The organism is Roseateles subflavus, from assembly GCF_030285365.1.
Lineage (GTDB): Bacteria > Pseudomonadota > Gammaproteobacteria > Burkholderiales > Burkholderiaceae_C > Roseateles_B > Roseateles_B subflavus.
In genome coordinates, this window is sequence record NZ_JASVDS010000001.1 from 1,125,032 (window position 1) to 1,151,529 (window position 26,498).

A 26,498-nucleotide genomic window follows, 5' to 3' on the forward strand; every position below is an offset into this window, starting at 1 on the left:
ACGGGGCGCGGGCTTCAGCCCGGCACGGCCGGCGTGGCGGCCGGGATGCCGTGGGCGGTCGGGACGACCGGCGTCTCGGCGGCGCGGGCCAGCTTGGCGCGCAGCTGCAGCAGTTCGGCGCGCACGAGGGCCTTGAGAGGCTCCGAGGCGGCGCTCGGGAACTGCTTGCGATCCACGGGCATGCGCAGGCGAACCACCCAGAGCCCGGGCGGCAGCAAGCCCGCGGCGTCGGCGAAGACGGCGCGGATCTGGCGTTTGATCAGGGATCGTGTCACGGCACGGCGGGCGTGCCGTTTGGGCACGACGCAGCCCAGCCACTGGCCGTCCGGCGGGGCCTGGACGGCAGCGGGAACGGGCGTGTCCCCCGCGGCAGGCACCGAATCGTCCACAGGACTGTGGGTAAGCGGTGCTTGGCCTGTTGATAACTCGGCTTTCCTTGTGGAAAACGCAGGTCCGGGCAGGCTGGGGGCGGCCATGAGATGGTGCACAGCAAAGTGCTTGCTGCGGGCGCGGCTGGGCTGACCCAGCACGCGCTCAAAGTCGGCCGATCGTTCGATGCGGCCGATCATGGTCTTGATGCGGCTCGCTTAGACGGCCAGGCGCTTGCGGCCCTTGGCGCGACGGGCGCGGATCACAGCGCGGCCACCGCGGGTCTTCATGCGGACGAGGAAGCCGTGGGTACGGGCGCGGCGGGTCTTGGAGCCTTGGTAGGTGCGTTTCATGTTGGAAAACCTCTGTGGACGTCTGTGGACGCGATAGCTGATGGGCCAATCAAAGATGCGGGTGCATCTCGGAGCTGCAAGCCGGCGCCCTGTGGGTCAAGCCCATGAGGCGTCTGCCTGCCGCACCGCTGATGTGCGCCGCGCCGGGGCGCCGCTGCTGCGTGCGCCCACATCAAGACCCTGCCAGAAGAATGCCGCCAAGGCGCAAGGCCTGGGGAATTCTCCGGGGCAAAGCCCAGACTGTTGGCGCGGTGGACTTACCGCCAGGGGTTTGGCCCCTCAAAGCTGAAGAAAGCCACGCGCCCAAGCAAATACATCCGGCGTCCGGAAAAGCCCGCGATTACACCAAACTTCTGGCCGGCGGTCAACTTCCCTCGGCGCTCGCGGGGTGGGCGGTGCAGGGGTGCGAGCCTAAAAAAATCTGTGGATAACCCCGTCTTTTGCGGCCGTGGATCCGTACAATCCGGCCGCTCAAGAAGAAGTTTTCCACAATGAGCGCAGATCTCTGGCAACGCGGCTGTGAACGTCTGGCCGCCGAGCTGCCCGAACAGCAATTCAACACCTGGATCCGTCCCTTGCCCCCGGCCGATGTGGCCGACGGCGGCGAGCAGGGCGTGACCGTCTCCCTGCGCGTCCCCAACCGCTTCAAGCTGGACTGGATCCGCAACCAGTACGCCGGGCGCATCGAATCCATCCTCACCGAGCTGGCCGGCCGCCCTGCGCGGCTCGAGCTGGCCGTGGCGCCGCGTGAGGCCGTGCCCCGTGCGGCCACGGCGCTGCCGGCCAATCAGCCGGTGGCCGTGGGGCAGGTGCTGCACAACGGCCTTCGCCCCGTGCCGGTGAACCGCCCGGCGCCCGTCGAGCAGCCGGCCGTCAACGGCCTGGCGCCGGTGCAGCCTGCCATGGCGGCGCCGGCCGTGGTGACGTCGCCGGCCGGCCTGCCCGCGCCGGCCAGCACGCGGCACCGCATCAATCCGGCCCTCACGTTCGACACCCTGGTGCCCGGCCGGGCCAACCAGATGGCGCGCACCGCGGCCCTGCACGTCGCCGGGGCGCCGGGTCAGATGTACAACCCGCTGTTCATCTACGGCGGCGTCGGCCTCGGCAAGACCCACCTGATCCACGCCGTCGGCAACGCCCTGCTGAAGGACAAGCCCGATGCGCGCGTGCTGTACCTCCACGCCGAGCAGTTCATCTCCGACGTGGTGAAGAACTACCAGCGCAAGACCTTCGACGAGCTCAAGGCCAAGTACCACTCGCTGGACCTGCTGCTCATCGATGACGTGCAGTTCTTCGCCGGCAAGGACCGCACGCAGGAGGAGTTCTTCAACGCCTTCGAGGCCCTGCTGGCCAAGCGTGCGCACATCATCATGACCTCGGACACCTATCCGAAGGGCCTGGTGGACATCGACGAGCGCCTGACCAGCCGCTTCGATGCCGGCCTGACGGTGGCCATCGAGCCGCCCGAGCTGGAGATGCGCGTCGCCATCCTGATCAAGAAGGCCGAGGCGGAGCAGGCGCCCATGCCGGAGGATGTCGCCTTCTTCATCGCCAAGAACGTCCGCGCCAATGTGCGCGAGCTCGAAGGCGCCCTGCGCAAGGTGCTGGCCTACAGCCGCTTCAGCCACAAGGAAATCAACATCCAGCTGGCCCGCGAGGCGCTCAAGGACCTGCTCTCCATCCAGAACCGCCAGATCTCCGTCGAGAACATCCAGAAGACGGTGGCCGACTTCTACAAGATCAAGGTCGCCGACATGTACAGCAAGAAGCGCCCGGCCAGCATCGCCCGGCCGCGCCAGATTGCCATGTACCTGGCCAAGGAGCTGACGCAGAAGAGCCTGCCCGAGATCGGCGAGCTTTTCGGTGGCCGGGACCACACGACCGTGCTGCACGCCGTGCGCAAGATCGGTGGCGAGCGCCAGAAGAACACCGAGCTGAATCAGCAGCTGCACGTTCTCGAGCAGACCCTGAAGGGGTGACGGCCCGCCCCTGGCGCGCCTCGCCGGCGCCCCAGAAGCGGCGCGCGCAAGGGGCCGGCGGGGTCGCGTTCCGGGTCGCCGCGCGGGGCTGGCATGCAACAGATCAAAGGCATGGTTTTCACCCTTCGGGAATTGCCCCATTCCTGGGTGACAATGCGCGCTGTCTCACGCGCGCGCGTCTTGCTATGACTGTGTGACCCAGGGGTGGTCCCGGGGGAAGGCAGGCCTTCAGATGGCGCTCGCGGGTCGCCCCGAACAAGTGGAGAGAGGTTCACATGATTGTGTTGAAAGCCAGCCAGGACAAGGTGCTGGGTGCCCTGCAGGCCGTGTCCGGCATCGTCGAGCGCCGCCACACACTGCCCATCCTGGCCAATGTGCTGATCCGCAAGCAGGGCTCGCAGGTCGAGCTCACCACCAGCGACCTTGAGATCCAGGTCCGCACGACCGTCGAGTTCGACGGCGATGATGGCAACTTCTCCTCCACCGTGGGCGCGCGCAAGCTGATCGACATCCTGCGCTCCATGCCCTCGGACCAGACGGTCAGCCTGTCCAGCAACGCCAGCAAGATGACGCTGCAGGGCGGCAAGAGCCGCTTCACGCTGCAGACCCTGCCGGCCGACGACTTCCCGCTGGTGCAGGAAGCCGCCGACTTCGGTCCCGCCTTCAGCGTGCCCCAGAAGACGCTCAAGCACCTGATCAACCAGGTGCACTTCGCGATGGCGGTGCATGACATCCGCTACTACCTCAACGGCATCCTCTTCGTCGCCGAGGGCAAGAGCCTGACGCTGGTGGCCACCGACGGCCACCGCCTGGCCCTCGCGCAGGCCGACCTCGAGTCCGACATTCCCAAGCAGGAAGTCATCCTGCCCCGCAAGACGGTGCTGGAGCTGATGCGCCTGCTGAAGGATGGCGGCAAGGATGGCAGTGATGACCAGCCCATCGAGATGCGCTTCGCCGGCAACCAGGCCAAGTTCAGCTTCTCGGGCATGGAGTTCGTGACCAAGCTGGTCGAGGGCAAGTTCCCCGACTACAACCGCGTCATCCCCAAGAACCACAAGTTCCGCGTGACCCTGGGCCGCGCACCGCTGCTGTCCTCCCTGCAGCGCGCCGCCATCCTGACCAGCGAGAAGTTCAAGGCCGTGCGCCTGTCCTTCGAGCCGGGCCTGCTCTCGATCGCCTCGAGCAACGCCGAGCAGGAGGAGGCCAAGGAAGAGATCGAGATCGACTACGGTGGCGACCTCATCGAGACCGGCTTCAACGTGACCTACCTGATGGACGCGCTGCAGAACATGGGCCAGGACATGGTCTCCATCGACCTGAACGACAGCGCCTCCAGTGCGCTGATCACGATCCCCGAGCAGAGCGGCTTCAAGTACGTCGTGATGCCGATGCGAATCTGATCGAGATCCAGAAATGAGAGCAGCGGGCAAGGGCCAGGAGGCCCGGCCCGCTTCAGTGCTTTAGAGGGGGCATGCAAGACCTGACCCCGTGTGAGAGAGAGTTCCCGATGAGTGATGTTCCGAGCAACGAACCCAAGCCCGAAGGCAGCCCCGAAGGCCTGACCGACAAGCAGCAGGCCGCTGTCACGGCGGAGGCCGCGTCGGGCGCCGTCTACGGGGCCGATTCGATCCAGATCCTCGAAGGCCTGGAGGCCGTGCGCAAGCGCCCCGGCATGTACATCGGCGACACCTCCGACGGCACCGGCCTGCATCACCTCGTCTTCGAGGTGGTGGACAACTCCATCGACGAATCGCTGGCCGGCCATTGCGACGACATCATCGTCACCATCCACACCGACAACTCCATCTCGGTGATCGACAACGGCCGCGGCATCCCCACCGGCGTCAAGATGGATGACAAGCACGAGCCCAAGCGCTCGGCAGCCGAGATCGCGCTGACCGAGCTGCATGCCGGCGGCAAGTTCAACCAGAACTCGTACAAGGTCTCGGGCGGCCTGCACGGCGTGGGCGTCAGCTGCGTGAACGGCCTGTCCAAGTGGCTGCGCCTCATCGTGCGCCGCGACGGCAAGGTGCACCAGATCGAGTTCAAGCAGGGCATCCCGCAGGACCGCCTGATCGAGGTGGTGGACGGTGTCGAGACCAGCCCCATGCGCGTGATCGGCGAGACCGACAAGCGCGGCACCGAGGTCCACTTCCTGCCGGACACCGAAATCTTCCAGCAGAACAACGACTTCCACTACGACATCCTGGCCAAGCGTCTGCGCGAGCTGTCCTTCCTGAACAACGGCGTGAAGATCCGCCTGGTCGACGAGCGCAACAACAAGGAAGACAACTTCGCCTATGCCGGCGGTGTGCGCGGCTTTGTCGAGTTCATCAACAAGGGCAAGAACACCCTGCATCCGAACATCTTCCACGCCCAGGGAGACAAGACCTCGGACCAGGGCACCAACATCGGCGTCGAAGTCTCCATGCAGTGGAATGACGGCTTCAACGAGAACGTGCTCTGCTTCACCAACAACATCCCGCAGCGCGACGGCGGCACCCACCTGACCGGCCTGCGCGCCGCCATGACCCGGGTGCTGAACAAGTACATCACCGACAACGACCTGGCCAAGAAGGCCAAGGTCGAGGTGGCCGGTGACGACATGCGCGAAGGCCTGGCCTGCGTGGTCTCGGTCAAGGTGCCCGAGCCCAAGTTCAGCAGCCAGACCAAGGACAAGCTGGTCTCGAGCGAAGTGCGCGGCCCCGTCGAGGAAATCGTCGCCAACAAGCTGACCGACTGGCTGCTGGAGAACCCGGTCGACGCCAAGATCATCTGCGGCAAGATCCTCGACGCCGCCCGCGCTCGCGAGGCGGCGCGCAAGGCCCGCGAGATGACCCGCCGCAAGGGCGTGCTGGACGGCCTGGGCCTGCCCGGCAAGCTGGCCGACTGCCAGGAGAAGGATCCCTCGCTGTGCGAGATCTACATCGTGGAGGGTGACTCCGCAGGTGGCTCCGCCAAGCAGGGCCGCGACCGGAAGTTCCAGGCCATCCTGCCCCTGCGCGGCAAGATCCTGAACGTGGAGAAGGCCCGCTACGAGAAGCTGCTGACCTCCAACGAAATCATCACCCTGATCACCGCCCTGGGCACCGGCATCGGCCGCGGCGCCGGCAGCGATGACTTCAACCCGGACAAGCTCCGCTACCACCGCATCATCATCATGACTGACGCGGACGTGGACGGCGCGCACATCCGCACGCTGCTGCTGACCTTCTTCTACCGCCAGATGCCCGAGCTCGTGGAGCGCGGCCACATCTACATCGCGCAGCCGCCGCTGTACAAGGTGAAGGTGGGCAAGCAGGAGCAGTACCTGAAGGACGGCCATGAGCTGGACGCCTTCCTGCTGCGCGTGGCCCTGAACGACGCCGAGCTGCACACCGGCCGCGGCGACGTCCTCAAGGGCGAGGCCTTCGAGACCCTGGCTCGCCAGTACGTGCTGGCCGAGAACGTCATCGAGCGCCTGTCCAACTGGATGGACTTCGAGGCCCTGCGCGCCCTGGCCGGCGGCCTGGTGGCCCTGAACCTCGACAGCCAGGAGGCGGCCGAGCAGTCCGCCCGTGACATGGCGGGGGCGCTGCATGACGCCGAGGTGAGCGCCGAGTACGACGCCCGCACCGACAAGCTCTTCCTGCGCATCAGCCGCAAGCATCACGGCAATGTGCGCTCGAGCACCATCACCGCCGACTTCGTCCATGGCGCCGACTACCAGGTGCTGGCCGAGGCCGGCAAGACCTTCAAGGGTCTCATGACCGCCGACGGCCTGGTCCGCAAGGGCGAGGGCGAGAAGGCCAAGGAGAGCAAGGTCGCCGATTTCCGCGGCGCCATGGGCTTCCTGCTCACGCAGGCCGAGAACTCCGTCGGCCGCCAGCGCTACAAGGGCCTGGGCGAGATGAACCCCGAGCAGCTGTGGGAAACCACCATGGACCCGACCGTCCGCCGCCTGCTGCGCGTCCAGATCGAGGACGCCATCGAGGCCGACCGCGTGTTCACCATGCTGATGGGCGACGAGGTGGAACCGCGTCGGGACTTCATCGAGACGAATGCGTTGAGGGCGGGGAATATCGACGTTTGAGGACATCGCCTCCGCAAGCCAAGAGCCCCGCCGCGTGCGGGGCTTTTTATTGCGTTGCAGCGCTCACTCATTCCCAACGGGATCAATGCGTTCCAGATATTTGTCGGACAGCGCTTTGAATGAGCGGAACAGGTCGGCCGCGTCAGACACCTGCTCCGCCAATTCATCCAGGCTCATGTAGCGGCTTGTGTCGGGCCTGCCGGAAGACATGTCCCAATCGAGCGGGATGAAGGCCAATAGTGGAACGCGCGGGTGCTCAGGGCCCTGGGGTGACTCGACATACTTTCCTGGCGCAGCCCACCTGCCATGGGCATAGTCGTTTCTGAGTGCCCGCGCTCTTTCGGCCCGGTCAAACCACGCTTGAAACTCGCACAACGCATTTGGAGACTGCTTGGACAGAAGTGGTTCGATGTGCAGTTGCAGGCATTTGAGCCGATCGGCCAGCCTGTACTTCTGGACGTTCAGTGACTTTGTCGTGTCGACCCCGAGTCGGACCCCGATCCAGCGCAATTGCAGGCCGACGATGAAATCGAAGCGCGCGATTCCGTGGATGAGGCGACCAAGGAGGCGGTGCATTTCGTCTTCGATCTCGTCCGGCTTGACGCGAAGCTGGGCTGCGGGCTTTGCCTGAGAGACAAGCGTTGGCTGGGATGGCGGTCGGCGATTGGCGCGGTGTCGAGACATGGCACGAGTCAGGAGCAAATATGGCGGGCAGATTGGGTCTGCCGTGCGGCCCTCACCAAGCCTGACGGATGGAGGCCAATTCTGAGTGTGCAGCATATGGTCCGCAAATGAACGGATCGGCCGCTTTCGGTGCCTTGAACATCCTGCGTTTGTCAGTTCATCCCGGCAACCACCCCCACGCCCCGGCCACCATCACCGGCACGAGCAGGACGAAGGGATAGAAGCCGATGCCCCGCTTGGGGAAGGGGAAGGACAGGTTCATGGCCACGGCCAGGCCGAGGGCGAGGAGGGCCAGGGCAAGGTCGGTCGCCTGGCCCTGGGGGTGCAGCACCACGCCGGCCATCAGCACGATGGCGGCGACGGAGCTGGGCAGGCCCTGGAAGCACTCGCCAAAGCGGGTGCGCACGAGGCCACGCTCGCTGAAGCGAGCGAGCCGCAACACGGTGGCGAGGATGTAGCTGATGCACAGGGCCGCGACGCCCCACGAGGGCGCGCCGGCCGGCGTCAGCACCTTGGCCATGGCGAAGGCCGGCAGCATGCCGAAGGCGAGGAGGTCGGCGAGGCTGTCCAGCTGCGCGCCCAGCGGCGAGCTCACGCCCAGGGCGCGGGCCAGCTTGCCGTCCAGCACATCGCACAGCAGACAGATGGCCAGGCACAGCGTCCCCACGGCCACGGCCTGGCCGGGCGCCGCCCATCCCAGGTGCAGCAGGCCCACGCTCGCGGAAGCGGCGGAGCCAAGGGTGATGGCATTGGGGAGGGCGGCGTACGAGGTCATGGCGGCGTCGGCAGGGGAGAGGTGTGAGCGCAAGCCCGCGTGCGCTTACGCCGGCGTCCCGCAAACATGCGGTCCGCCGCGGGCTGCACAGCGGCTGGGGCGCGTCGCGGGCGGGCATGATCGCACCTTTGCAGTTTTGCCCCCCATTCACTTGAAGACCGATTTCTCTGCGCTCTGGCAGTTCGCCCCCGCTCCCCCGGACCTCTGGATCCTGGTGGGCGGCGGCCTGGCCGCCGTCTCGACCGCCACGGCGGTGACTTACCTGCATCCGGCCCTGCGCCCGCAGCGCCGCGTGCAACAGGCCGTGCAGTCCTGGGTGCCCGTCATCCTGATGGCGGCGCTGACGGTGCTGCTGGGCTCGGGGCTGAGCTGGCTGGTCTGCGGCCTCGCGTCCCTGCTGCTGCTGCGCGAGGGCCTGCGGCTGCTGCCGCTGACGCCCGCCGAGCAGCGCCTGCACGGCGGCCTGGCGGCGCTGCTGAGCCTCACGGCCCATGCGTTGGTCGCCCTCGGGCAGGCACCCTGGGCGCTGGGCCTGTGCCTGGCCTACACGGGCCTGCTGCTGGGACCCGTGCAGATGCTCGCCGGTGGCCCGGACCGCTTCTTCGCCCGCGTGGGCGGGCTGACGCTGGTGCTGCAGGGCTGCGTCACGCTGTTCCTCTTCGTCTGCCTGCTGGTGCTGCAGGCGCCGGCCACCCGGCCGCTGGGCGGCGCGGGCCAGGGCGGCTTCTTCTTTGTGCTGGTCATCTTCTCGGATGCCATGCAGTACGTCGGCGGCAAGTGCTGGGGCCGCCACGCATTGGCGCCGCGCATCAGCCCCGCCAAGACCTGGGAGGGGCTGGCCTTCGCCGCGTTGATCTGCTCGCTGCTGGGTTTTGGACTGGCGCCATGGCTGCTGGGCCTGCCGGCCTGGGCGGGCGTGCTGCTGGCGCTGGCCATGGTCGGCCTGGGTCTGGTAGGCGACCTGCTGGTCTCGTGCTGGAAGCGGGACGCGGGCGTGAAGGACACCGGCACGCTGCTGCCGGGGCAGGGCGGGGCGCTGGATCGCTGCGACAGCCTGATCTTCGTCGCCCCCTGGTTCTGGCTGCTGATGCAGGTGAGCGCATGACGCCAGTCCCGCCCTCGCCGTCCTCATCGGGCGCGACGTCTGCCCGCCCCGCGTCGCCTGACCTGGCCGTCCTACGCGCCCAGCTGGAGGCTGCCGGCTGCTTCGAGCGCAAGCCGGGCCGCGCGATCCTGGAGCTCACCCTCAACCTGCTCGGCAGCGCCCTGGCGTTCTACGCCGCACGCGAGGTCGCCCAGGCCTGGGCGCTCTGGGCCGCGGCGCCGCTTTTCGTGCTGGGCAGCTTCCTCTTCTACCGCAATGGCTGGCTGATGCACGACGCGGCCCATGGCGGCAGCTGTGCCGGCATCCAGGCCAACCGTCGCTTCGCCGCGCTCACAGCCGGCGTGCTGGGGGAGTTCCCCAGCGGCTGGCGCTACGGGCACAACCGCCACCATGCCCGCACCAATGTGCGGGGCGAGGACCTGGACCAGCGCGAGCGCTGGGACCCGACGCGCCGCTACCACTCGCGCCTCACCGCCTGGCTGGGGCTCTTTCTCTTCACCCGCTACAACGGCGTCTACCTGCCGGCCACGCTGATCTTCATGGCGCTGCGCGACGGCTACTACTGCTTCCGCCACCACCGCGAGCGCTTTGCCGCGGAACTGGTGGCCGTGCTGATGGGCCTGGGCGGGCAGCTCGCCTTCTTCGTGCTGCTGGCCGGCCCTTGGGGGGGCCTCCTGCTGTTCCTGCTGCACACGCACGTCGGCATGCTGTACCTGAACTCGGCCTTCGCGGGCAACCATTACGACCTCGAGACCTTCACGCCCGAGGAAGCAAAGACCCTGGATGTGGTCAGCCTGCAGTCGCGCACCACGCGCAACTACGCCGGAGGCTGGTGGACGCACTTTGTCTTCGGCGGGCTGGAGAAGCAGCTGGAGCACCACCTCTTCCCGCACCTGCCCCGCCATCACCTGCACCGCGCCGCGCCCTATGTTCGGGCGTTCGTGACGGCGCACGGCCTGCCCTATCACGAGGCACCGTTCTGGCATTGCTACCTGCGTGTGTTGGACTTCCACGTCGACCCGCGGCCGGCCGCGGCGCCGTCTGCATGAGCGCGGCGCAAGGGAGCACCGCCCCGCTGGGCGCGGGCCGGCGCTGGGTGCGCAACCTGGCCTTCCTGTCCTTCTCCTTCGCCAACACGGCCTGCATCACCGTCTTCCCGCAACACCGCTTCTGGCGTCATCCGCAGGAGGCGATGTGGACCACGGCGGTGCTGTTGGGCGGTGCGATCGCAGCGCTGCTGGGTCTCGCGTGGGCGGCGCGCCAGCGGGGCGCTCCGATGCGCCCCGGGCCGATGTGGGCCGGCTGCGCCGTCTACGCCGTCCTGCTGATGCTGGCGGGCTCGGATGCCTTGCAGCGCCCCCTGGCCTATGCGGGCCTGGTCTGGGCCCTGTCCTTCAGCTCGGGCGCGCTGATGCAGCGCTTCGACGAGCGCTCCGTGCTGCAGGCCGGCCTGGACGGGCGCGTGGCCAATGACCTGAGCATCTCCCTGCTGCGATTCCTGGGCATGCTGCTCGCGCCCGGTGCCTTCAGCGTCCTGCCGCCGGGCAGTGCCGCGGCACAGGGGCTGCTGCTGCTCATGGTGGTCTTGGTGGGGCTGAGCGGCTGGTGCCTGCTGACACCAGCGAGGGCCGCGGGCCCGGTGCGCGGGGCGGGCGCCGCTGCGGCGCCCGGACCCGCCTCGGCGGGCGCCACGGACACCGCCACCCAGGCCGCCACTTCAGAAGACCCCCGCGGCGCCACCGCCCAGCGCGCAGCCCGCATCGAGCCTGCGCGAGCACCGGGCACAAGGGACGTGGCGGAGTGGACGCTGTGGTGGGCCGGCGTGCTGGTCTACGCCAACTACTGCGTCCTGGCGAGCGCCGCCCCCTTTCTGCTGCGCGACCTGCTGGCGCAGGGCGGCGCGATGGAGCGTGCCTGGCTGCTGATCGCCGTGGTCTATGCCGCGGCGATGCTCAGCAATGCCTGCGTGCAGTGGCGACGTTGGGCACCACGCCTGGCGTGGCTGCCGGTGGCCCCCGTGACGCTGATGCTCGTGGGCGCCAGCCTGCTCATGCCGTCGGCCGCGTCGGCGGGCGGATGGGGGCTGCAGCTGGGGGCCAGCGCGGCGCTCGGGGTCGCCTTCGGCCTGTTCATGATGGGCTACCGCGACCACCTCACCCGGCAAGCGTTGCAGCTTCAGCGCCCGGCCCTGCTGGCGCGCTACAACCAGATGCCACGGTGGGCCACCTTGCTGGCCTTCGGCGTACTGGCGGGCCTGGCGGCGCTGACCTCAGCCGCCGGCGATGCATCAAGGCTCGCGCAGGACGTGGCGCTGTACCTGCTGCTGTCGTCGATGGGGGTGACGCTGGCGGGGATTTGCTGGGGGCGGCGACGGGGTTGAAAGCCCTGCCCTTCAATGCCGTCGCCCGGCCGCATCGCGGCGCCAGTGGGCCGAGGTGCCGTCGAACGCCCTTCTGATTTCTGTTACATCGAGAAACATTTGGCATTTCCGGGCGGCGTGCGCCCTGAGGCGCATCAGGCCGCGGCCATCATGGGCCATGGAACCAAAAATCACTGGCTGGGAATCGCGCGTGGCCGGCGTCTTCCTGATCGTGGCGGTGGCCTCGTTCGGGCTGCTTGCCTGGGGTGATGTGACGCACGACCGCACCTGGAGCCCATGGGGCGTCACGCTGCTGACGATTGCCGTCCCCGGACTGTTCATCAGCGTGATCACGGCCGCCATCCTGCAGGGGCGGCGGCGCCGGCGCTTCAACCACGCGTGGTACCGGCAGCAGCACCCGACGCTGGTGGATGAGCGCGGTCGCCTGCGCTGCCGCTCCTGCGGCTCGAACGAGGTGCAGATCAGGAACCTGATGAACAAGACCTACATGCGCGCCCATATTTGCGGGCAGTGCGGCACGACGCTGTTCTTTTCGCCGGAGGTGTAGGCCGCGGCCTCGGGCGCGCTCATGTGCGATTCGGTGGCGCTCAGGTAATGCTCAGGGCACGCTCAGGTAACGGTCAGGGGCACTCAGGGGGCGATTGGCGCCGATCAGCTGGCGATCATCTTGCGACCAGCAGGCGACCAGCAGGCGCTCGGGCAAGCGGGACGCGGGCAGACAGGCGGACCCACGGGGCAGCCCAGCTCACGACGCCGGCCGCACCTTGGCCCACACCGCCTCGGCCCCGTCCTTGAGCTGCCCGCGGTCCAGGGCCACCACCACGAGCGTCGCGCCCTCGCTCACTACGCCCAGTGGTTCGCCCATGTAGCGCACACCCTCGCGCTCCACCGGGGCCGTCCGGCGCTTGTTGAGGCTGGTCCGGGCCACCAGCTGGCTGCCGATCTCCGGCACGCCGGTGAGGTTGAAGGAATCGGAGCGCAGACTGCTGCCGCGCAGCTCGCCCAGGTAGACCCAGTACGTGCCGCCGGCGCCGGGCCCGGTGGCCGAGGTGCTGACGGCCCCGTTGCCATGGCCATTGCCGGTGGCCAGCACGGCGGTCGCGGGCGCCGGCGAGCCGCCCAGGGCCGACGGCGCCGCGCTGCGGGCGGGCTCGATGATGGGGTCGACGGCGCGCTGCAGGGCATTGAGCTTGTCCAGGGCCTGGTAGAGCTGCACGGTGGTGGTGGAGGGAATGTCGGCCTTGGCGTCCGCCACGGGCTGGGCCGGCCCGAGCGCACTCTGCACGCTGCGCTGCGCCTCCTCGAGCCGGGCCTTGATGCCCAGGGCCTCGACTTCCGTCACGCGCAGGCCGCTGAGGTTTCTGGCCAGGGCCGGCGCGGCCGGGAGCAGCAGCAGCGCGAGGTACAGGCCCACGGCCAGGATGGCCAGCTCGCGGGCCAGCTTGAGATAGCGCTCGGCGGCCTCGATCCTCGAGATCATCGGGGTGTCCATCGTCTCGCCTCCTGGAGTGATGCCTGACATCGCAGGCGGGGAACGAGCTGACGATGCTGACCGACTTCCGGCCCGGGCGCATCTCCATTGCTAGGGATGCAGCCGGCGCCGATCCTCAGTTGCGACCGGCCATGACGCCGCCGTCGACGTCCCAGATGGCCCCGGTCACCCAGGCCGCCTGGTCGGACAGCAGGAAGGCGATGACGTCGGCCACCTCTTGCGGCCGGCCCACGCGGCCGATGGGATGGAAGGCGTTGAAGCCCTGCAGGGTGGCGGCGACCTGGTCCTTGGGCATGAAACGCTCGTAGACGGGCGTCTCCACGACGGCCGGCGAGACGGCGTTGACGCGGATGCGGTGCGGCGCCAGCTCCATGGCCAGGTGCTGGGTCAGCGCGTGCAGGCCGGCCTTGGCCATGGAATAGGCCGAGGACGGCGTGGCCGCGATGGCCTGGCGTGCCCACATGGAGCCGATGTTGACGATGGCGCCCGGCCGCCCCTGACCCACCCACTGCCGCGCCACCGCCTGGGTGATGAAGAAGAGGGCCTTGTTCAGGGCCATGTAGCGCTCGTAGTCGGCGGCCTCATGGTCCAGGAAGGGTTTGGGGAAGAAGACGCCGGCGGCATTGACCAGCAGGTCGATGTCGGCATGCCGGCTGCGCAGCACCTCCAGCAGGGCGGCCACGCCCAGGTCGCTGCCCAGGTCCACCGTCAGCGCCTGCACGGGCCCCAGCGTGGCCAGCTGGGCCCGCGCCGCCTCCGCCTTGCCGGCGTCATGGCCGACGATCACCGCGCTGCCGCCCTGGCCCAGCACCCGGCGTGCGGTCGCCAGACCCATGCCGCTCGTCCCGCCCAGCACCAGCAGCTTCTTGCCTTGAAATGCATCACTCATCTGAAACCTCGTTTGTCCGTGGATGGAAGCGGCGCGCCCGAGCCTCGCTTGGGCAAGAAAGAAAAGCTATCCGGCCCGAGGCCCGCCGACTGACTGCACGACACCGCTGCTGCTCACTGCATGCGTTGTCGTTGTGATGGATTCTTCGGGGAGGCGGCCAGGCTGACAAACCAGATAATGTGTTCGCACGGGAAAGAAAATCTTCATGAGCGGCAAGACCTTGGTCCACCTCCATGCGCTGCGCGCCTTCGAGGCCTCGGCCCGCCACCAGAGCTTTGCGCTGGCGGCGGGGGAGTTGCACGTGACGCCCGCGGCCGTGGGGCAGCTGGTGCGATCGCTGGAGGACTGGCTGGGCACGCCGCTGTTCCTGCGCGGCAGCAGCGGCCGTGCCCGGCTGACGCCCACCGAGGCGGCCGAGCGCGCCCTGCCGGACATCCGTGCCGGCCTGGACCGCCTGGCCATGGGGCTGGAGCGGCTGCGGGAAGGGGCGGGCCACGGCGTACTGACCCTCACCGTCAGCCCGGCCTTCGCGGCCAAGTGGCTGCTGCCCCGCCTGGACCGCTTCCAGCAGCGCCACCCGGACACGGACGTGCGCCTGGAGACCCGGCTGAAGGCGGTGGACTTCCTCGCGCAGCGGGTGGACATCGGCGTGCGCTACGGCCTGGGCCACTGGCCCGGCCTGAGCGCGGTGCAGCTGATGGGCGAAGACCTGTTCCCCGTCTGCGCGCCCCGGCTGCTGCAGGGGCCGGACCGCCTACGTCAGCCCGAGGACCTGCTGAAGGAGACGCTGATCCATGACGAATCCATGGACGACCACGCCGGCTTCCCCGGCTGGGCGGCCTGGCTGGAGGCCGCCGGCGTGCACACCCGCCTGGCGCGCTGCCCCCTGCGCATCAACAACTCGGCCGCCGTGCTGCAGGCCGCGGCCGAGGGGCAGGGCGTCGCGCTGGCCCGCAGCGTGATGGTCCGCGACGACCTGGCCGCGGGGCGGCTGGTCCGGCTCTTCCCGCAGGTCGAGTACCGATCGCCGCTGGCCTACTACGTGGTGTACCGCAGCGAATGCGCCGGCCTGCCTCGCCTCGCCGCCTTTCGCGACTGGCTGCTGGAGGAGGCGGGGCAGCCGCCCCCTGAGGCCCCGGCGCGAAGGAGCCTCAATCCAGCGGAATCTGCGCGTCCTCCCGCGTGTTGACCTCGATCACCAGGCCGCCCGGCGCTTCGCAGAAGAAGCGTGTGCCGCGCATCGCGTGGTGCAGGGTCTGGGTGAAGTGAACGCCCTGGGCCGTGAATCGCTCGAAGAGATCGAGCACGGCCTGGCGGGTCGGCAGCTCGAAGCCGATGTGGAAGTTGTGCGGCCAGTCGACGGCGCTGAGGCCGTGGAGGCGGCCGTCCTCGATGACGATGTCGAAGCCCTGGTGCTTGAGGAAGTTGAAGCCGCCCATGCGCCGCACGGTGCAGCCCAGCTGCTGCTCGAAGAAGGTGGTGGTGGCCTCCAGGTCGGGGGCCGGGAAGCTGAGGTGGTTGAGGGTCTGGGTGGCGGGGGCCAGGGGGCGGGACTGAGGCATGGAATCTCCGTGCGTTGAAAGGTCCGCCCATGCTAGGGAGCGGGCCTCGGGGCCGGTACTCGCATCCCGCCGGCGTGCGCCGGGCCGGCGGGATCAGGCCGGTCCGGGGCCGGCCCGCATGCCCGACTCGCATTCGCGGCCTTGCCCGCCCGGTGCAGCGGCCGCGGCCCGTTCCAGGTAGCCGAAGACCGCCGCCTCCACGCGGCGCTGCAGATCCGCCAGATCGGTTTCCCGCCGCTCGCCCGCGCCATCCACCAGGCCGCGGATCAGGGCAGCGACATCGGCCGCGGCGAGCGCGGCGTCCATCTGCCGGGGCAGGCCCGGGCGCTGCAGCAGGGTGTCGATCAACTGGCCGAAGCGCCCCTTGTCCAGATGGGCACGCAGCTCGGGGCGGCCCTCCTGCTCGTCCAGCAGCCGCGCCAGCTCCGGGCGCTCCAGCTGCTGGCGCACCGAAGCGCCGATCAGGTGGCGCAGGGCGGCCGGGCCGTCGGGCGCCTCCAGCGCGGCCAGGGCGTCGGCCTCGAAGCGCCCGGCCTCGCGTTCCAGCAGGGCCAGGGTCAGGGCGTCCTTGGAAGGGAAGTACTGGTAGAGCGAGCCGATGCTCACGCCCGCCCGCTCGGCCACGGCATTGGTGTTGAAGCCGTCCATGCCCTGCGTCTCGATCAGCTGCGCCGCCGCCTCCAGGAGGCTGGCCACGGTGAGCCGGGCACGGCGCTGGCGGGGGGACTTGCGGGGCAGCAGGGCATCGGGGCGGGACATGCCGGCATCCTAGGCGGTTCTTGACGCGGCCACGCTGGTCATGGGGCGAACACCTTGTTCGGCACGGAGACGGAATCCGCCCGCGAGCCCTTAAGTTTGAGGACGTCTGCGTCGGAGCCCCCTAGCTCGTGGGCGCGGCGGTCCGCGCCTGCCGCCTAGATTGGGTGAGCTACCCCGCGCACATCGCGCGGACGCCTCTGCAACCCCACAAGGAAGTCTCATCATGAGCATCGACAAGCAACGCGGTTCGGAAAAGCTGCTGGCCGCCTGGAAGGCCCGCCTGCTCACCGAGGAATCGGTGCGCGAGATCTCGCAGGCGATGGACAAGTCGCCCGCCCGCATCGAGGAGGCCACCGTCTACGGCGGGGCCAATGCCACGGGCATGCGCCTGTCGCTGAGCTATGCCGGCGACGACGTGCCCATGTGCGGCAACGACCTGCTCTTCTGGCTCAAGTGGCACCGCACGCACGGCGGCGAGGTCAAGCCGCCGCGCATCCTGATCGACGGCACGCCGTGGCCGGACCTGATCCGCATGCAGCTGGACTTCGGCCATGTGGTGCAGCCGGGCAACATCCTGGAAGGCGGCATCACGCAGGGCACGCTGCGCGGGGCCGTGCGTGGCTGAGACCTTCGGCGCCTGGGCCGGCCTCGGCGCCACCCGCAGCCCGGTGCTGCAGCCGGGTTGCGGCGGGCCCACGGGCATCGCACCCATTCTGCAGGTGCACCCCACGCGCCGCTGCAACCTGGCCTGCGCGCATTGCTACACGACGTCCGGGCCGCATGAAGTCGGGCAGCTGCCTCTGGCGCTGCTGTGCGCGGCCGTGGACGACGCGGCGGCGCTGGGCTACGGGCAGCTGGCGGTGTCGGGCGGCGAGCCGCTGCTGTATGACGCGCTGCCCGCCCTGCTGCAGCACGCGCGACACCGGGGTCTGCTGACGAGTCTCACGAGCAACGGGCTGCTTCTGAGCCCGCGCCGCTGGGCGACCGTGGCGCCGCATCTGGACCGGCTGGCGATCTCCGTGGACGGCCGCGAGGCCTCCCACGACGCGTTGCGCGGCCAGCCCGGCGCGCTCGCCCGCACGCTGCGCCTGCTGGAGCAGCCGCGCCGCACGGGCACGCCCTTCGGCTTCATCTTCACGCTCACGCAGCACAACGTGGACGAGCTGGAGGACGTCGTGGCGATGGCCGCCGAGCAGGGCGCACAGAGCGTGCAGGTGCACCCGCTGACACTGCATGGCCGCGCGCGGCAGGCGCTCCCCGGCGCGCGCCCGGACGGGATGGAGCTGCTCGCGGCGATCGTGGAGGCGCAGCGTCTCGCACAGGCCCTGCAGGCGCGCCGGGGCGTGCGCGTGCAGGTGGATGCGTTGAGCCAGGCGCAGATCCTGGCCTATCGCGAGCGCCTCGTGCCGGCCTGGCCCGTGGCTGGGCTGGGGGCGCTGGCGCCCGTGCTGGTGCTGCAGGCGGACGGCCAGGTGCTGCCACTGACGCACGAGCTGCCCCCATCGCTGTGGCTGGGGTCCGTGCATGAGGCACCCCTCCGGGCGCTGGCGGCCCGCTGGCTGCACAGCAGCGCCAGCCGGCGGCTTGTGCAGGCGCTGGAGCGGACCTGGACCGAACTCTCGGCCGGGGCGCAGCCGGCGGCCTACTGGTATGACGAGGTGGCGGCGCGGGCGCAGGCAGAGCCGGTGCCGCTGACGTGGCCGCAGCGACCGGCGATGGGGCGATCCGGTCCCGTCGCGGCCGGCGCACAGGCCTGAAGCGGCCCCAGTCGGCCTCAGTCGGCCTCAGTCGGCGTCAAACGGCATCGGCTGGCATCAGGTGGCCGGCCCGGCGGCTGCGGCCGTCGCCGTCATCCCATACAGCGCGAGCAGCCCCAGCACATGGCCGATGGCCACGCCCGGCTCGCCGGCCTCGATGCGGCCGATGGTCTGCACATGCACGCCCAGGCGCGCGGCGGCGGCGGCCTGGCCCTCTCCGGCTTGCAACCGTGCCTGGCGGGCCGCGGCGCCCAGCGCCTGGATGGACTGCAGAGCGAGGGGGGAGATGTCGTCGGAGATGCGTTTGCCTTGTGCCATGGCGGCCGATTGTGCAGCGACCGCAAGGACGGCACGGGCTTCGCGAAGACGGGACAATCCCGCGCATGAACCCGTCCACCGCCCCCATCTCCCCGTCCGGCGATGACCCCATGCCCCAGCCGCCCGAGCCGCCGGCGCTCGAGGACTGCTGCGGCAACGGCTGCGACCCCTGCATCTTCGACGCGCACGACCTCGCCATGGACGACTACCGCCAGGCGCTGCGGGCGTGGCAGGCCCGGCAGGCGCCGTCAACGCCGTCCTGACAGGCCGGCTGCGGATTAGGGAGGGCACTCACTCCTCGCCCGCGCCGGGCGGCGGGGCTGATATGCATCAAGTCGGGGTTTTGTCCCCTGGGAAGAATGGCTTTCACAGCAGTTTTCCCAGGGAGCACATTCCAATGAAAGCCCATTTCCTCGGCAGCGGCATCGGCTCGCTGGCCGGCGCCGCCTTCATGATCCGCGACGCCGGCGTGCCCGGCACGGACATCACGATCTACGAGACCCTGCCCCTCAGCGGCGGCAGCTTGGACGCCGCCTGGCGCCCCGAGCTCGGCTACAGCCTGCGCGGCGGCCGCATGCTCACCACGGACCACTACGAGTGCCTGTGGGACCTGATGAAGACCATCCCGTCGCTCGACCATCCGGAGCTCTCGGTCTTCGAGGAGACCGTTCGTTTCAATGAGCAGACCCCGGCGCATTCGCAGGCGCGTCTGGTGGATCGGCGGCGTCACAAGCTCGACGTCTCGCACATGGGCTTCAGCAACGCCGACCGCCTGGAACTGCTGCGTCTGACCGAGGCCAGCGAGGTCTCGCTCGGCACCAGCAAGATCAGCGACTGGCTCTCGCCGGCCTTCTTCGACACCAACTTCTGGTGGATGTGGCAGACGACCTTCGCCTTCCAGCCCTGGCACAGCGCGGTGGAGTTCAAGCGCTACCTGCACCGCTTCATGAACGAGTTCCCGCGCATCGAGACGCTGGGGGGCGTGAAGCGCACGGTCTACAACCAGTACGACTCGCTGGTGCGGCCGCTGGAGGCCTGGCTGCTGCAGCGCGGGGTGAACTTCGTCTACGGCACGACCGCGACGGACGTGGCGCTCGAAGTGGTGGGCGGCGAGACCGTCGCCCGGGCGATCACGCTGCGTGACGCCGCGGGCGAGCGCACCGTGCCGCTCGCGCCGCAGGACCTGGTGTTCGTGCAGAACGCCTCCATGACGGATGCCTCCAGCGTGGGCAGCATGAGCGCGCCCGCACCGCGCCTGACCAAGGCGGACAGCCACGGCTGGGCGCTGTGGGAGAAGCTCGCGCTGGGCCGGCCGCAGTTCGGCAACCCGGCGGCCTTCAACAGCCGCATCGCGGAGTCCTACTGGCTGTCCTTCACCGTTACCTGCCAGCAGCCGGCCTTCTTCGACCACATGGAGGCCTTCACCGGCAACCGGGCGGGCACGGGCGGTCTGGTGACGTTCAAGGACTCGAACTGGCAGATGTCCGTCGTGCTCTACCACCAGCCGCACTTCCGCGGCCAGCCCGCGCACATGCAGGTGTTCTGGGGCTACGCACTGCAGCCCGACCGCATCGGCAACTTCGTCGCCAAGCCCATGAGCGAGTGCACCGGCGCGGAGATCCTGCAGGAGCTGCGCGGCCACCTGAACCTCGACCCCGAGGTCCTGGACCAGGCCATCTGCATTCCCTGCCGCATGCCCTACATCACGAGCATGTTCATGCCGCGCGCCCATGCGGACCGTCCGCTGCCGGTGCCGCCGGGCTCGCGCAACCTGGCCTTCGTGAGCCAGTTCGTGGAGATCGCGGACGACGTCGTCTTCACCGTCGAGTACTCGGTGCGGGCGGCGCAGATGGCCGTCTACGAGCTGCTCGGCGTGCAGCGCCCGGTGCCGTCGATCACGCGGCATGACCAGTCGCTGAAGGTCATGATGGACTCGCTCGTGAAGGCGTTCCGCTGACGTCTCAGGACGCCTGCGGCTGCGGCACCCTGGCGGCCGGCCGCGGGCCCGTGGCCGGGCGGTCTTCCGGCGGCGAGAGCAGCGCCTCCAGCGCGCGGATGACGAGCTGCGGATGCGTGATGTGCGGGCAGTGGCCGGAGTTCTCGAGCAACCGCAAGGTGGAGCCGGCGATGTGCCGGTGCAGGTAGTCACCCACCTCGACGGGCGCGAAGCTGTCCTGCGTGCTCTGCAGGATCAGCGTGGGGCAGCGCACCTCGGTCAGCCGCGAACGGCAGTCGACGTAGAAGGCCAGCCGCGCGAATCGCGCCGCGATCATCGGGTCCAGGGCGTGCAGCCCGAGCCCGAAGGCCTCGATGTGCTGGGGCGCATTGTCGGCACCGATGGCCACCGGCGCGAGGGAGGCTACCCAGGCGCCGTAGTCCGCATCCATCTGGGCCAGCAGCCCGGCCACCTCCCGCCGCGCGAAGCCGCCACGGTAGCCCGGCTCGTCAATGAAATGCGGCGAGACATTCAGCAGCACCAGACGCCCGAAGCGCGCAGGCTCGATCAGGCTGGCCAGCAGCCCAATGACGCCGCCGACCGAATGCCCGATGTAGACGATCGGCCGCGGGGGCAGGTCGTGCAGGAGGTCCAGCAGATCGAGGGCATAGCCCTCCAGCGAGCTGTGCCGCTGGTCGCAGTGCGCCAGGCGGTCCGAGCCGCCGAAACCCACGTGGTCGAACAGCAGGACCTGGTGCCGAGCCGCGAAAGCCTCCGCCACGGTTCGCCAAGAGGACTGGTCCGAGCCGAAGCCATGGCCGAACACCAGCGTGGGGTCGCCGTCACCGAAAAGATGCCGATGGTTGCGCGTGCGATGCACCATGCCTGACTCCCTGAACGCAAGACCCGGATCCGGACGTGGCGGAATGCCGTGGCCGCTGGCGCCAGCTTAGGCGGGAGCCCAAGCCGGGATCAAGCCCCCTCCATCGGGCTCAGAGGGCGCTCAGCAGATCGTGCCCTCGCTCACATGCAGATCCTCGCCGGCCTGCAGCGCGGCCTGGAGCGCCAGGCGCAGGCCCGTCGTCATCGTGTCCAGCGCCATCGAGGCCGCGTGCGGGTGGTGCGCTGCCTGCTCCGGCAGGTAGGGCACGTGCAGGAAGCCGCCCTGGCGCAGCCACGGACGCTGCTGCGCGAGGTGCATCAGCCCGTAGAAGACGTGGTTGCACACGAAGGTGCCGGCCGTGTAGGACACCTCCGCGGGCAGTCCCGCGCTGCGCAGGGCCTGCGCCATGCGCTTGACCGGCAGCGTCGTGAAATAGGCCGCCGGGCCACTCGCCTGCACCGGGCGGTCGATGGGCTGCGCACCGGCGTTGTCGGGGATGCGGGCATCATCGAGATTGATGGCCACGCGCTCCAGGCTCAGGGCGCTGCGACCGCCCGCCTGGCCGCAGCACAGCACGAGGCGCGGCCGCAGGCGGTCGATGTGGCCGGCCAGCGCGTCCAGCGCCGCATCGAACACGCAGGGCAGCACGGCCGCCTCCACCCGGACGCCGGGCAGGACGAGCTCCCCCTGCAGGCGCAGCGCCAGCTGGGCGGACGGGTTCACGGCCTCGCCGTCGAAGGGCTCGAAGCCCGTGACGAGGACGCAGTCGTGCGCAGTCTTGGGGGGCGTCACAGGGGCATTCATGGCAGCGGTCCGGGTCAGACGATCAGGTAGAGCAGCACGGTCTGCAGGGCGAGCAGCAGCAGCGCCGTCGGGGCCTGCGCCTTGATCACGCCGTGGCGGTCCTGCAGGTTCAGCAGTGCGGCGGGGACGATGTTGAAGTTGGCGGCCATGGGCGTCAGCAGGGTGCCGCAATAGCCGCACAGCATGCCGATGGAGAGCACCGGCGCGGGGTTGGCGCCATGGCCCTGGATCAGGAAGGGCAGGGCGACGCCCGCGGCCATGACCGGGAAGGCGGCGAAGGCATTGCCCATGACCATGGTGAAGGCGGCCATGCCGAGCGTGTAGGTCATGACTACCGCGGCCTTGTTGTCGGGGCGCAGCAGCAGGCGCGTCAGCGACTCCACCGCCTGCCCGGTATGGCTCGCCAGGAAGACGCCGCCGAGCATGGCCAGCATCAGCGGCAGCACCAGCGGCCAGCCGATGGACTCGATCACGCCCTGCGAGGCGGCCAGCGCGTGGCGAGGCGACTCGCCGGTGATGCGCCAGCCCAGCAGCACTGCGCAGAGGCAGGCCAGCGTCAGGGCGCCGAGCGTCAGGGCCTGGGGCGCCAGCAGGCTCCAGTGCGACACCCGCAGCCAGGGCCCGACGAGCACGCCGGCCACGGTCAGCGCCGGGATCGCCAGCACCGGCAGGAAGAGGCGGTGACCGAGCACGCTCGCGCGCTGCTGGCGCAGGGCGAGGGCCCGGGGTGAGGGCGCGGCGCCCGATCCGCGGCTCAGGCCCAGCCCGGCGATGAGCCCGAGCAGCAGCACCAGCCCGCCGACGAGTCGGTAGGTCAGCGTCTGGCCCAGCTGCGCCGTCATCAGGTCACCGGCGAGGAAAGGCAGCGCGAACAGTGCCCAGAACAGGCCGCGCCAGAAGCGCCGCGGCGTGCCGGTGTCACGCCAGCAGGCGATGGCGACCCACACCAGCACGACGCCCACCAGCGGCAGCGTCAGGCCGGGGCTGATCAGCGCCTGCACGGCGGTGCTGCCGTCGGCAGCGGCGGGCGCGCTCATGCGGCCTCCCAGGTGCTGGACTCGAGCGGCATGGCGGCGGCGATCTGCGCATCCAGCCGTGACAGCCGGGCCAGGTGCACGACGGCGGCGCACAGCGCGGTGGGAATCGCCCAGAGCCCGATGACGAGCGGCTCGGCCACCGGTATGCCGCTCTGCTGCATGAAGCTGTGGATCAGCAGCACGGCGCCGAAGGCGATGAAGATGTCCTCGCCGAAGAAGAGGGCCACGTTGTCACAGGCCGCGGCCTGCGCGAGGATGCGCTCGCGCAGGGCCGGTGGCAGGGGCCCGTGGCGGTGCACGGCGAGCCCCTCGGCCATGGGCGCCAGCAGCGGGCGCACCGTCTGGGCCGGGCCGCCGAGGCTGGTCAGCCCGAGCGCGGCCGTGCCCTGGCGCAGCAGGTAATAGAGCATGAGCAGGCGGCCGGTGCTGGCGCCTCGCAGGCGCCCCACCCAGGCCTGGGCGTGCTCGCGCAGGCCGTGCTTCTCCACCAGCGCCACGACCGGCAGGAGCAGGACCACGGCCGCCAGCGAGCGGCTCGCCAGGAACTTCTCGCCAAAGAGCTCCAGCAGGGCCAGCGGCTGCAGACCGGCACACAGGCCGGTGACGGCACCGGCCACCAGCACCACGAGCAGCGCGTTGAAACGCAGCGCAAAGCCGGCCACGACGAGAGGGATGCCGACCAGCGGCAGGAAGGAGGAGGGTTCCATGGGGTCAGGTCTTGCGTGAGGCGGGGGCGCGCACGGCGATCCCGGCGGCATTCAGGTGTTCATGCAGAGCGCGCACCAGCGGCAGCGCGGCCAGGCCGTCGCCGTGCACGCACAGGGTGTCGATGCGCAGGTGCAGCGGTGTGCCGCCGGCCGTCGTCACGGCCTCGCCGCGGGCCAGCGCCAGGCCCTGCGCCACGCCGTCGGCGATCTCCTGCAGCACGGCGCCGGCTTCGCTGCGGGGCTGCAGGGCGCCGGCGGCGGTGTAGCGGCGGTCTGCGAAGCCTTCCTCGCGCACGGGCATGCCGGCGCTGCGCGCGGTGGCCGCGAGCGGGCTGCCGGCCAGCGCGACGAGCGCCAGCCCGGGCGCCTCGCGCGGCAGCAGCGTCAGCAGCAGCTCGATCAGGCGCGGGTCCTGCGCGGCCTGGTTGTAGAGCGCGCCGTGCGGCTTCACATGCTGCGGCGTGGCGCCTTCAGCCGCGGCCGCCCGCTGGAAATCCTGCAGTTGCCGGGCCAGCTCGCCGCCCAGCGCCAACAGCCCGGCGGCATCGAGTGCCTGGGCCCGGCGGCCGAAGCCGGCGCGGTCCGGGAAGCTGGGATGCGCGCCGACGGCAACGCCCTGCGCCCGGGCCTGGGCGATCGAGGCCCGCATGCTGGCCGCATCGCCCGTGTGCCCGCCGCAGGCGATGTTGGCGGAGCTGATCCAGGGCAGGATGAGCGCCTCGTCCGGGCAGCCTTCGCCGAGGTCCGCGTTGAGGTCCAGCGAGGGCAGTGGGGGGCGTGCGTGCATGGCGCGATTGTCGACGTCAGCGGCCGCGCAGGGCGAGGCATTGCAGGTGCAGGGCGTCCCGGGACTGGCGGCGGGCGGCACGCGCCTCGGCCTCGTCGACGGGCAGGAATCGCAGGCGCTGGCCGGGCCCCGCCTGTGCGAGGCGAGGGAGGTCGGCCTCGATGACGACGGCCAGCCGGGGATAGCCGCCGGTCGCCTGGGCATCGGCCGCCAGCACGATGGGCTGGCCGTCGGGCGGCACCTGCACCACGCCCGGCAAGACCGCATGCGACAGCAGCTCGCCGAGGTCATCGGGGCGCTCGGCGCTGCGCAGCGCGGGCCCGTCGAGGCGGCTGCCCATGCGGTTGCTGCGCGGGCTCACGCGCCAGTCGGCCTGCCAGAACGCGGCCATGGCCTCGGCATGGAAGCCTTCGGCCTCGGGACCGGGCAGCACGCGCACGTGGAGGACGGCGGGTGACACGAAGGGGGGCAGCCCGCGACGGCGCCCCTCGGGCAGCGCAGTCGCCAGTGCAGCGGCCTCCAGCCCGTCGCCGCCCTGCAGCGCGCGACCGTGCAGGCCGCCGAAGCCGCCGGCAAGGTCGGTGCTGCAGGCGCCCAGGCGGGCCGCCGTGGCCATGCCCCCAGGCAAGGCGAGGTAGGCGAATCGCCCCGCGCGCGGCCCGTGCAATCGCAGCCGCTGGCCGGCTCGGGCGAGGTGGACCCAGCCCACCGGGCACGACGAGCCGTCCAGCAGGACCTCGAAGTCGGCGCCGGACAGGGCGAGCAGCGTGTCCCGCTCGACGCGCAGCTCCAGGGGGCCGCCACTGATCTCCAGCGCAGGGAGGGTCAGGTCTTGCCCCAGCAGCGCATTGGCCTGCTGCAGGGCGACTGCGTCCATGGCGCCAGCCTGGCCGATGCCGAGATGCCGCCACCCCGGTCGCCCCAGGTCCTGCACGCTGCTCTGCAGGCCGGGCTTGATGACGCGCAGCGTGGGACGCTCAGTCATCGCAGCGCTCCACCACGAATCGGAGGCGATCCCCCGGCTGCAGCAGCGTCGGTGCTTCGGCGCCGGCATCGAACAGCGGGAGCGAGGTCCGGCCGATCAGCTGCCAGCCGCCCGGGCTGGCGCAGGGATAGATGCCGGTCTGCGCGCCCCCGATGCCCACGGATCCGGCCGGCACCGCCGTGCGCGGCGTGGCACGCCGGGGGGTGTGCAGCGCGGGCGGCAGGCCGTCCAGGTAGGCGAAGCCCGGCAAGAAGCCCAGGAAGAAGACCCGGTACGCCGCCTCGCTGTGCCGGCGCACCACCTCGCGGGGCGCCAGTCCGTGGTGCGCCGCCACGGCCGCCAGGTCCGGACCGGCCTCGCCGCCGTAGTGCACCGGAACCTCGACGAGCCGGCCCTCGTCGGGCGCCGGCGCCGGGCGTGACTGGACGGCCTGCCAGTGCTGCAGCAGGCGCTCGGCGGCCTCGGTGCCGTCGAGGCGATCGGGATCGAAGACCCAGGTGAGGTTGCCCATGCCCGGCACGCAGTCGATGGCGTCGCCTGCCGCCCACAGTTGGTCGCGCAGACACCACAGCGACTGCTGCAGCGCGAGGCTCGGCGCCTGGCCGGGAAAGTCCAGCTGCACGGCCCGCTCGCCGAGCGGCCGGCAGCGGGCGGGGAAGGGCGATGTCATGGGCGGCAGGGCGGGGTCATGGGGAGGCACGGGCGGGATCTTGCCCGGGAACGGACGACGCGTGAACGGGCACGCGATGCGGTGTCGTGCGGCGGCATTGTCACCTGCGGGACAGGCGTGGTCCACGCTGACACAGGCCGCCCCCGCGCCCTAGGGTTTGCTGGGGTGGAGCCCCGCCGGCTTTTGCCGGATCGT

General features: G+C 70.1%; 28 protein-coding genes. 12 read left to right on the forward strand and 16 right to left on the reverse strand.

Features of this window, described 5'->3' with window-relative positions; all coding sequences use genetic code 11:
- Positions 1-14: 14 nt before the first annotated feature.
- Both QRD43_RS05010 and rpmH read right to left on the reverse strand, forming a co-directional pair.
- Entirely contained in the window at positions 15-569 is a 555-nt protein-coding gene (locus tag QRD43_RS05010; protein ID WP_285981371.1) for a ribonuclease P protein component, read from the reverse strand.
- Positions 570-587: 18 nt separating this feature from the next.
- On the reverse strand, positions 588-722 hold the full coding sequence (rpmH, locus tag QRD43_RS05015; protein WP_183106475.1) for a 50S ribosomal protein L34: 135 nt from the start codon (positions 720-722) through the stop codon (positions 588-590).
- 491 nt (positions 723-1,213) lie between these two features.
- Here rpmH and dnaA point away from each other — a divergent pair, with 491 nt between their 5' ends.
- From dnaA to gyrB, 3 genes are all read left to right on the forward strand, one after another.
- Positions 1,214-2,701: a chromosomal replication initiator protein DnaA gene (gene dnaA, locus QRD43_RS05020; protein ID WP_285981372.1), complete on the forward strand. Its 1,488-nt coding sequence runs from the start codon at positions 1,214-1,216 to the stop codon at positions 2,699-2,701.
- Between the two features lie 275 nt (positions 2,702-2,976).
- Positions 2,977-4,101, forward strand: a complete 1,125-nt coding sequence (gene dnaN / locus QRD43_RS05025; protein WP_285981373.1) for a DNA polymerase III subunit beta — start codon at positions 2,977-2,979, stop codon at positions 4,099-4,101.
- Between the two features lie 107 nt (positions 4,102-4,208).
- Positions 4,209-6,773: a DNA topoisomerase (ATP-hydrolyzing) subunit B gene (gyrB, locus tag QRD43_RS05030; protein WP_285981374.1), complete on the forward strand. Its 2,565-nt coding sequence runs from the start codon at positions 4,209-4,211 to the stop codon at positions 6,771-6,773.
- 63 nt (positions 6,774-6,836) lie between these two features.
- Here gyrB and QRD43_RS05035 read toward each other — a convergent pair whose 3' ends face one another.
- The gene (locus QRD43_RS05035) at positions 6,837-7,457 is read right to left on the reverse strand and encodes a hypothetical protein (protein WP_285981375.1); all 621 of its coding nucleotides are present in this window, start codon (positions 7,455-7,457) and stop codon (positions 6,837-6,839) included.
- Between the two features lie 157 nt (positions 7,458-7,614).
- Entirely contained in the window at positions 7,615-8,232 is a 618-nt protein-coding gene (locus tag QRD43_RS05040; protein ID WP_285981376.1) for a CDP-alcohol phosphatidyltransferase family protein, read from the reverse strand.
- Positions 8,233-8,383: 151 nt separating this feature from the next.
- On the opposite strand from QRD43_RS05040, the gene QRD43_RS05045 reads away from it, so the two are divergent.
- From QRD43_RS05045 to QRD43_RS05060, 4 genes are all read left to right on the forward strand, one after another.
- Positions 8,384-9,337 carry a phosphatidate cytidylyltransferase gene (locus QRD43_RS05045; protein ID WP_285981377.1) on the forward strand — a complete coding sequence of 318 codons (954 nt, stop codon included), beginning with the start codon at positions 8,384-8,386 and terminating at the stop codon, positions 9,335-9,337.
- On the forward strand, positions 9,334-10,386 hold the full coding sequence (locus tag QRD43_RS05050) for a fatty acid desaturase family protein (protein ID WP_285981378.1): 1,053 nt from the start codon (positions 9,334-9,336) through the stop codon (positions 10,384-10,386). The genes QRD43_RS05045 and QRD43_RS05050 overlap by 4 nt, the downstream gene beginning before the upstream one ends.
- Positions 10,383-11,717, forward strand: a complete 1,335-nt coding sequence (locus QRD43_RS05055) for a hypothetical protein (protein WP_285981379.1) — start codon at positions 10,383-10,385, stop codon at positions 11,715-11,717. Before QRD43_RS05050 ends, QRD43_RS05055 begins: the two co-directional genes overlap by 4 nt.
- A gap of 157 nt (positions 11,718-11,874) precedes the next feature.
- Entirely contained in the window at positions 11,875-12,264 is a 390-nt protein-coding gene (locus tag QRD43_RS05060) for a hypothetical protein (RefSeq protein ID WP_285981380.1), read from the forward strand.
- 198 nt (positions 12,265-12,462) lie between these two features.
- Here QRD43_RS05060 and QRD43_RS05065 read toward each other — a convergent pair whose 3' ends face one another.
- Both QRD43_RS05065 and QRD43_RS05070 read right to left on the reverse strand, forming a co-directional pair.
- Entirely contained in the window at positions 12,463-13,209 is a 747-nt protein-coding gene (locus QRD43_RS05065; RefSeq protein ID WP_285981381.1) for a hypothetical protein, read from the reverse strand.
- Between the two features lie 115 nt (positions 13,210-13,324).
- On the reverse strand, positions 13,325-14,098 hold the full coding sequence (locus QRD43_RS05070; protein WP_285981382.1) for an SDR family NAD(P)-dependent oxidoreductase: 774 nt from the start codon (positions 14,096-14,098) through the stop codon (positions 13,325-13,327).
- A 205-nt stretch (positions 14,099-14,303) separates the two neighbouring features.
- Here QRD43_RS05070 and gcvA point away from each other — a divergent pair, with 205 nt between their 5' ends.
- Positions 14,304-15,287, forward strand: a complete 984-nt coding sequence (gene gcvA / locus QRD43_RS05075) for a transcriptional regulator GcvA (RefSeq protein WP_285981383.1) — start codon at positions 14,304-14,306, stop codon at positions 15,285-15,287.
- Here gcvA and QRD43_RS05080 read toward each other — a convergent pair.
- Entirely contained in the window at positions 15,250-15,660 is a 411-nt protein-coding gene (locus QRD43_RS05080; protein WP_285981384.1) for a VOC family protein, read from the reverse strand. The two genes, gcvA and QRD43_RS05080, sit on opposite strands and share 38 nt — an antisense overlap.
- 93 nt (positions 15,661-15,753) lie before the next feature.
- On the reverse strand, positions 15,754-16,419 hold the full coding sequence (locus QRD43_RS05085) for a TetR/AcrR family transcriptional regulator (protein WP_285981385.1): 666 nt from the start codon (positions 16,417-16,419) through the stop codon (positions 15,754-15,756).
- 223 nt (positions 16,420-16,642) lie between these two features.
- On the opposite strand from QRD43_RS05085, the gene QRD43_RS05090 reads away from it, so the two are divergent.
- Positions 16,643-17,044 carry a hypothetical protein gene (locus tag QRD43_RS05090; protein WP_285981386.1) on the forward strand — a complete coding sequence of 134 codons (402 nt, stop codon included), beginning with the start codon at positions 16,643-16,645 and terminating at the stop codon, positions 17,042-17,044.
- Positions 17,037-18,176 (forward strand): radical SAM protein, encoded by a 1,140-nt coding sequence (locus QRD43_RS05095; protein WP_285981387.1) that lies wholly within the window; start codon positions 17,037-17,039, stop codon positions 18,174-18,176. The genes QRD43_RS05090 and QRD43_RS05095 overlap by 8 nt, the downstream gene beginning before the upstream one ends.
- 57 nt (positions 18,177-18,233) lie before the next feature.
- Here the strand turns inward: QRD43_RS05095 and QRD43_RS05100 are convergent, their stop codons facing one another.
- Complete coding sequence (locus tag QRD43_RS05100) at positions 18,234-18,494, reverse strand: helix-turn-helix domain-containing protein (RefSeq protein ID WP_285981388.1); 261 nt, start codon at positions 18,492-18,494, stop codon at positions 18,234-18,236.
- Between the two features lie 65 nt (positions 18,495-18,559).
- Here QRD43_RS05100 and QRD43_RS05105 point away from each other — a divergent pair, with 65 nt between their 5' ends.
- Together QRD43_RS05105 and QRD43_RS05110 are read left to right on the forward strand one after the other, a co-directional pair.
- Positions 18,560-18,757 carry an oxidoreductase-like domain-containing protein gene (locus tag QRD43_RS05105; RefSeq protein ID WP_285981389.1) on the forward strand — a complete coding sequence of 66 codons (198 nt, stop codon included), beginning with the start codon at positions 18,560-18,562 and terminating at the stop codon, positions 18,755-18,757.
- Between the two features lie 134 nt (positions 18,758-18,891).
- Positions 18,892-20,451 carry an oleate hydratase gene (locus QRD43_RS05110; protein WP_285981390.1) on the forward strand — a complete coding sequence of 520 codons (1,560 nt, stop codon included), beginning with the start codon at positions 18,892-18,894 and terminating at the stop codon, positions 20,449-20,451.
- Between the two features lie 4 nt (positions 20,452-20,455).
- Here QRD43_RS05110 and QRD43_RS05115 read toward each other — a convergent pair whose 3' ends face one another.
- The 7 genes from QRD43_RS05115 to pxpB form a co-directional block, all read right to left on the reverse strand.
- On the reverse strand, positions 20,456-21,313 hold the full coding sequence (locus tag QRD43_RS05115; protein WP_285981391.1) for an alpha/beta fold hydrolase: 858 nt from the start codon (positions 21,311-21,313) through the stop codon (positions 20,456-20,458).
- A 120-nt stretch (positions 21,314-21,433) separates the two neighbouring features.
- Positions 21,434-22,117, reverse strand: a complete 684-nt coding sequence (gene pcp, locus QRD43_RS05120; RefSeq protein ID WP_285981392.1) for a pyroglutamyl-peptidase I — start codon at positions 22,115-22,117, stop codon at positions 21,434-21,436.
- Between the two features lie 14 nt (positions 22,118-22,131).
- The gene (locus QRD43_RS05125; RefSeq protein ID WP_285981393.1) at positions 22,132-23,154 is read right to left on the reverse strand and encodes a 5-oxoproline transporter, DUF979 family subunit; all 1,023 of its coding nucleotides are present in this window, start codon (positions 23,152-23,154) and stop codon (positions 22,132-22,134) included.
- Positions 23,151-23,861 (reverse strand): DUF969 domain-containing protein, encoded by a 711-nt coding sequence (locus tag QRD43_RS05130; RefSeq protein ID WP_285981394.1) that lies wholly within the window; start codon positions 23,859-23,861, stop codon positions 23,151-23,153. The genes QRD43_RS05125 and QRD43_RS05130 overlap by 4 nt, the downstream gene beginning before the upstream one ends.
- 4 nt (positions 23,862-23,865) lie before the next feature.
- Positions 23,866-24,648 (reverse strand): 5-oxoprolinase subunit PxpA, encoded by a 783-nt coding sequence (gene pxpA / locus QRD43_RS05135; RefSeq protein ID WP_285981395.1) that lies wholly within the window; start codon positions 24,646-24,648, stop codon positions 23,866-23,868.
- 16 nt (positions 24,649-24,664) lie between these two features.
- Positions 24,665-25,633 (reverse strand): 5-oxoprolinase subunit C family protein, encoded by a 969-nt coding sequence (locus QRD43_RS05140; RefSeq protein ID WP_285981396.1) that lies wholly within the window; start codon positions 25,631-25,633, stop codon positions 24,665-24,667.
- Positions 25,626-26,303, reverse strand: a complete 678-nt coding sequence (gene pxpB / locus QRD43_RS05145) for a 5-oxoprolinase subunit PxpB (RefSeq protein WP_285981544.1) — start codon at positions 26,301-26,303, stop codon at positions 25,626-25,628. The genes QRD43_RS05140 and pxpB overlap by 8 nt, the downstream gene beginning before the upstream one ends.
- Positions 26,304-26,498 lie beyond the last annotated feature (195 nt).

Coding starts and splice junctions, on each gene's coding strand:
- QRD43_RS05055 (WP_285981379.1), top strand. CDS start 10,383: ATGAGCGCGGCGCAAGGGAGCACCGCCCCGCTGGGCGCGGGCCGGCGC.
- QRD43_RS05035 (WP_285981375.1), bottom strand. CDS start 7,457: ATGTCTCGACACCGCGCCAATCGCCGACCGCCATCCCAGCCAACGCTT.
- QRD43_RS05125 (WP_285981393.1), bottom strand. CDS start 23,154: ATGAGCGCGCCCGCCGCTGCCGACGGCAGCACCGCCGTGCAGGCGCTG.
- QRD43_RS05040 (WP_285981376.1), bottom strand. CDS start 8,232: ATGACCTCGTACGCCGCCCTCCCCAATGCCATCACCCTTGGCTCCGCC.
- QRD43_RS05090 (WP_285981386.1), top strand. CDS start 16,643: ATGAGCATCGACAAGCAACGCGGTTCGGAAAAGCTGCTGGCCGCCTGG.
- pcp (WP_285981392.1), bottom strand. CDS start 22,117: ATGAATGCCCCTGTGACGCCCCCCAAGACTGCGCACGACTGCGTCCTC.
- gyrB (WP_285981374.1), top strand. CDS start 4,209: ATGAGTGATGTTCCGAGCAACGAACCCAAGCCCGAAGGCAGCCCCGAA.
- QRD43_RS05080 (WP_285981384.1), bottom strand. CDS start 15,660: ATGCCTCAGTCCCGCCCCCTGGCCCCCGCCACCCAGACCCTCAACCAC.
- QRD43_RS05105 (WP_285981389.1), top strand. CDS start 18,560: ATGAACCCGTCCACCGCCCCCATCTCCCCGTCCGGCGATGACCCCATG.
- QRD43_RS05010 (WP_285981371.1), bottom strand. CDS start 569: ATGATCGGCCGCATCGAACGATCGGCCGACTTTGAGCGCGTGCTGGGT.
- QRD43_RS05070 (WP_285981382.1), bottom strand. CDS start 14,098: ATGAGTGATGCATTTCAAGGCAAGAAGCTGCTGGTGCTGGGCGGGACG.
- QRD43_RS05050 (WP_285981378.1), top strand. CDS start 9,334: ATGACGCCAGTCCCGCCCTCGCCGTCCTCATCGGGCGCGACGTCTGCC.
- QRD43_RS05115 (WP_285981391.1), bottom strand. CDS start 21,313: ATGGTGCATCGCACGCGCAACCATCGGCATCTTTTCGGTGACGGCGAC.
- QRD43_RS05110 (WP_285981390.1), top strand. CDS start 18,892: ATGAAAGCCCATTTCCTCGGCAGCGGCATCGGCTCGCTGGCCGGCGCC.
- QRD43_RS05060 (WP_285981380.1), top strand. CDS start 11,875: ATGGAACCAAAAATCACTGGCTGGGAATCGCGCGTGGCCGGCGTCTTC.
- rpmH (WP_183106475.1), bottom strand. CDS start 722: ATGAAACGCACCTACCAAGGCTCCAAGACCCGCCGCGCCCGTACCCAC.
- QRD43_RS05085 (WP_285981385.1), bottom strand. CDS start 16,419: ATGTCCCGCCCCGATGCCCTGCTGCCCCGCAAGTCCCCCCGCCAGCGC.
- QRD43_RS05130 (WP_285981394.1), bottom strand. CDS start 23,861: ATGGAACCCTCCTCCTTCCTGCCGCTGGTCGGCATCCCTCTCGTCGTG.
- QRD43_RS05065 (WP_285981381.1), bottom strand. CDS start 13,209: ATGGACACCCCGATGATCTCGAGGATCGAGGCCGCCGAGCGCTATCTC.
- QRD43_RS05140 (WP_285981396.1), bottom strand. CDS start 25,633: ATGACTGAGCGTCCCACGCTGCGCGTCATCAAGCCCGGCCTGCAGAGC.
- QRD43_RS05100 (WP_285981388.1), bottom strand. CDS start 18,494: ATGGCACAAGGCAAACGCATCTCCGACGACATCTCCCCCCTCGCTCTG.
- dnaA (WP_285981372.1), top strand. CDS start 1,214: ATGAGCGCAGATCTCTGGCAACGCGGCTGTGAACGTCTGGCCGCCGAG.
- gcvA (WP_285981383.1), top strand. CDS start 14,304: ATGAGCGGCAAGACCTTGGTCCACCTCCATGCGCTGCGCGCCTTCGAG.
- pxpA (WP_285981395.1), bottom strand. CDS start 24,648: ATGCACGCACGCCCCCCACTGCCCTCGCTGGACCTCAACGCGGACCTC.
- pxpB (WP_285981544.1), bottom strand. CDS start 26,303: ATGACATCGCCCTTCCCCGCCCGCTGCCGGCCGCTCGGCGAGCGGGCC.
- dnaN (WP_285981373.1), top strand. CDS start 2,977: ATGATTGTGTTGAAAGCCAGCCAGGACAAGGTGCTGGGTGCCCTGCAG.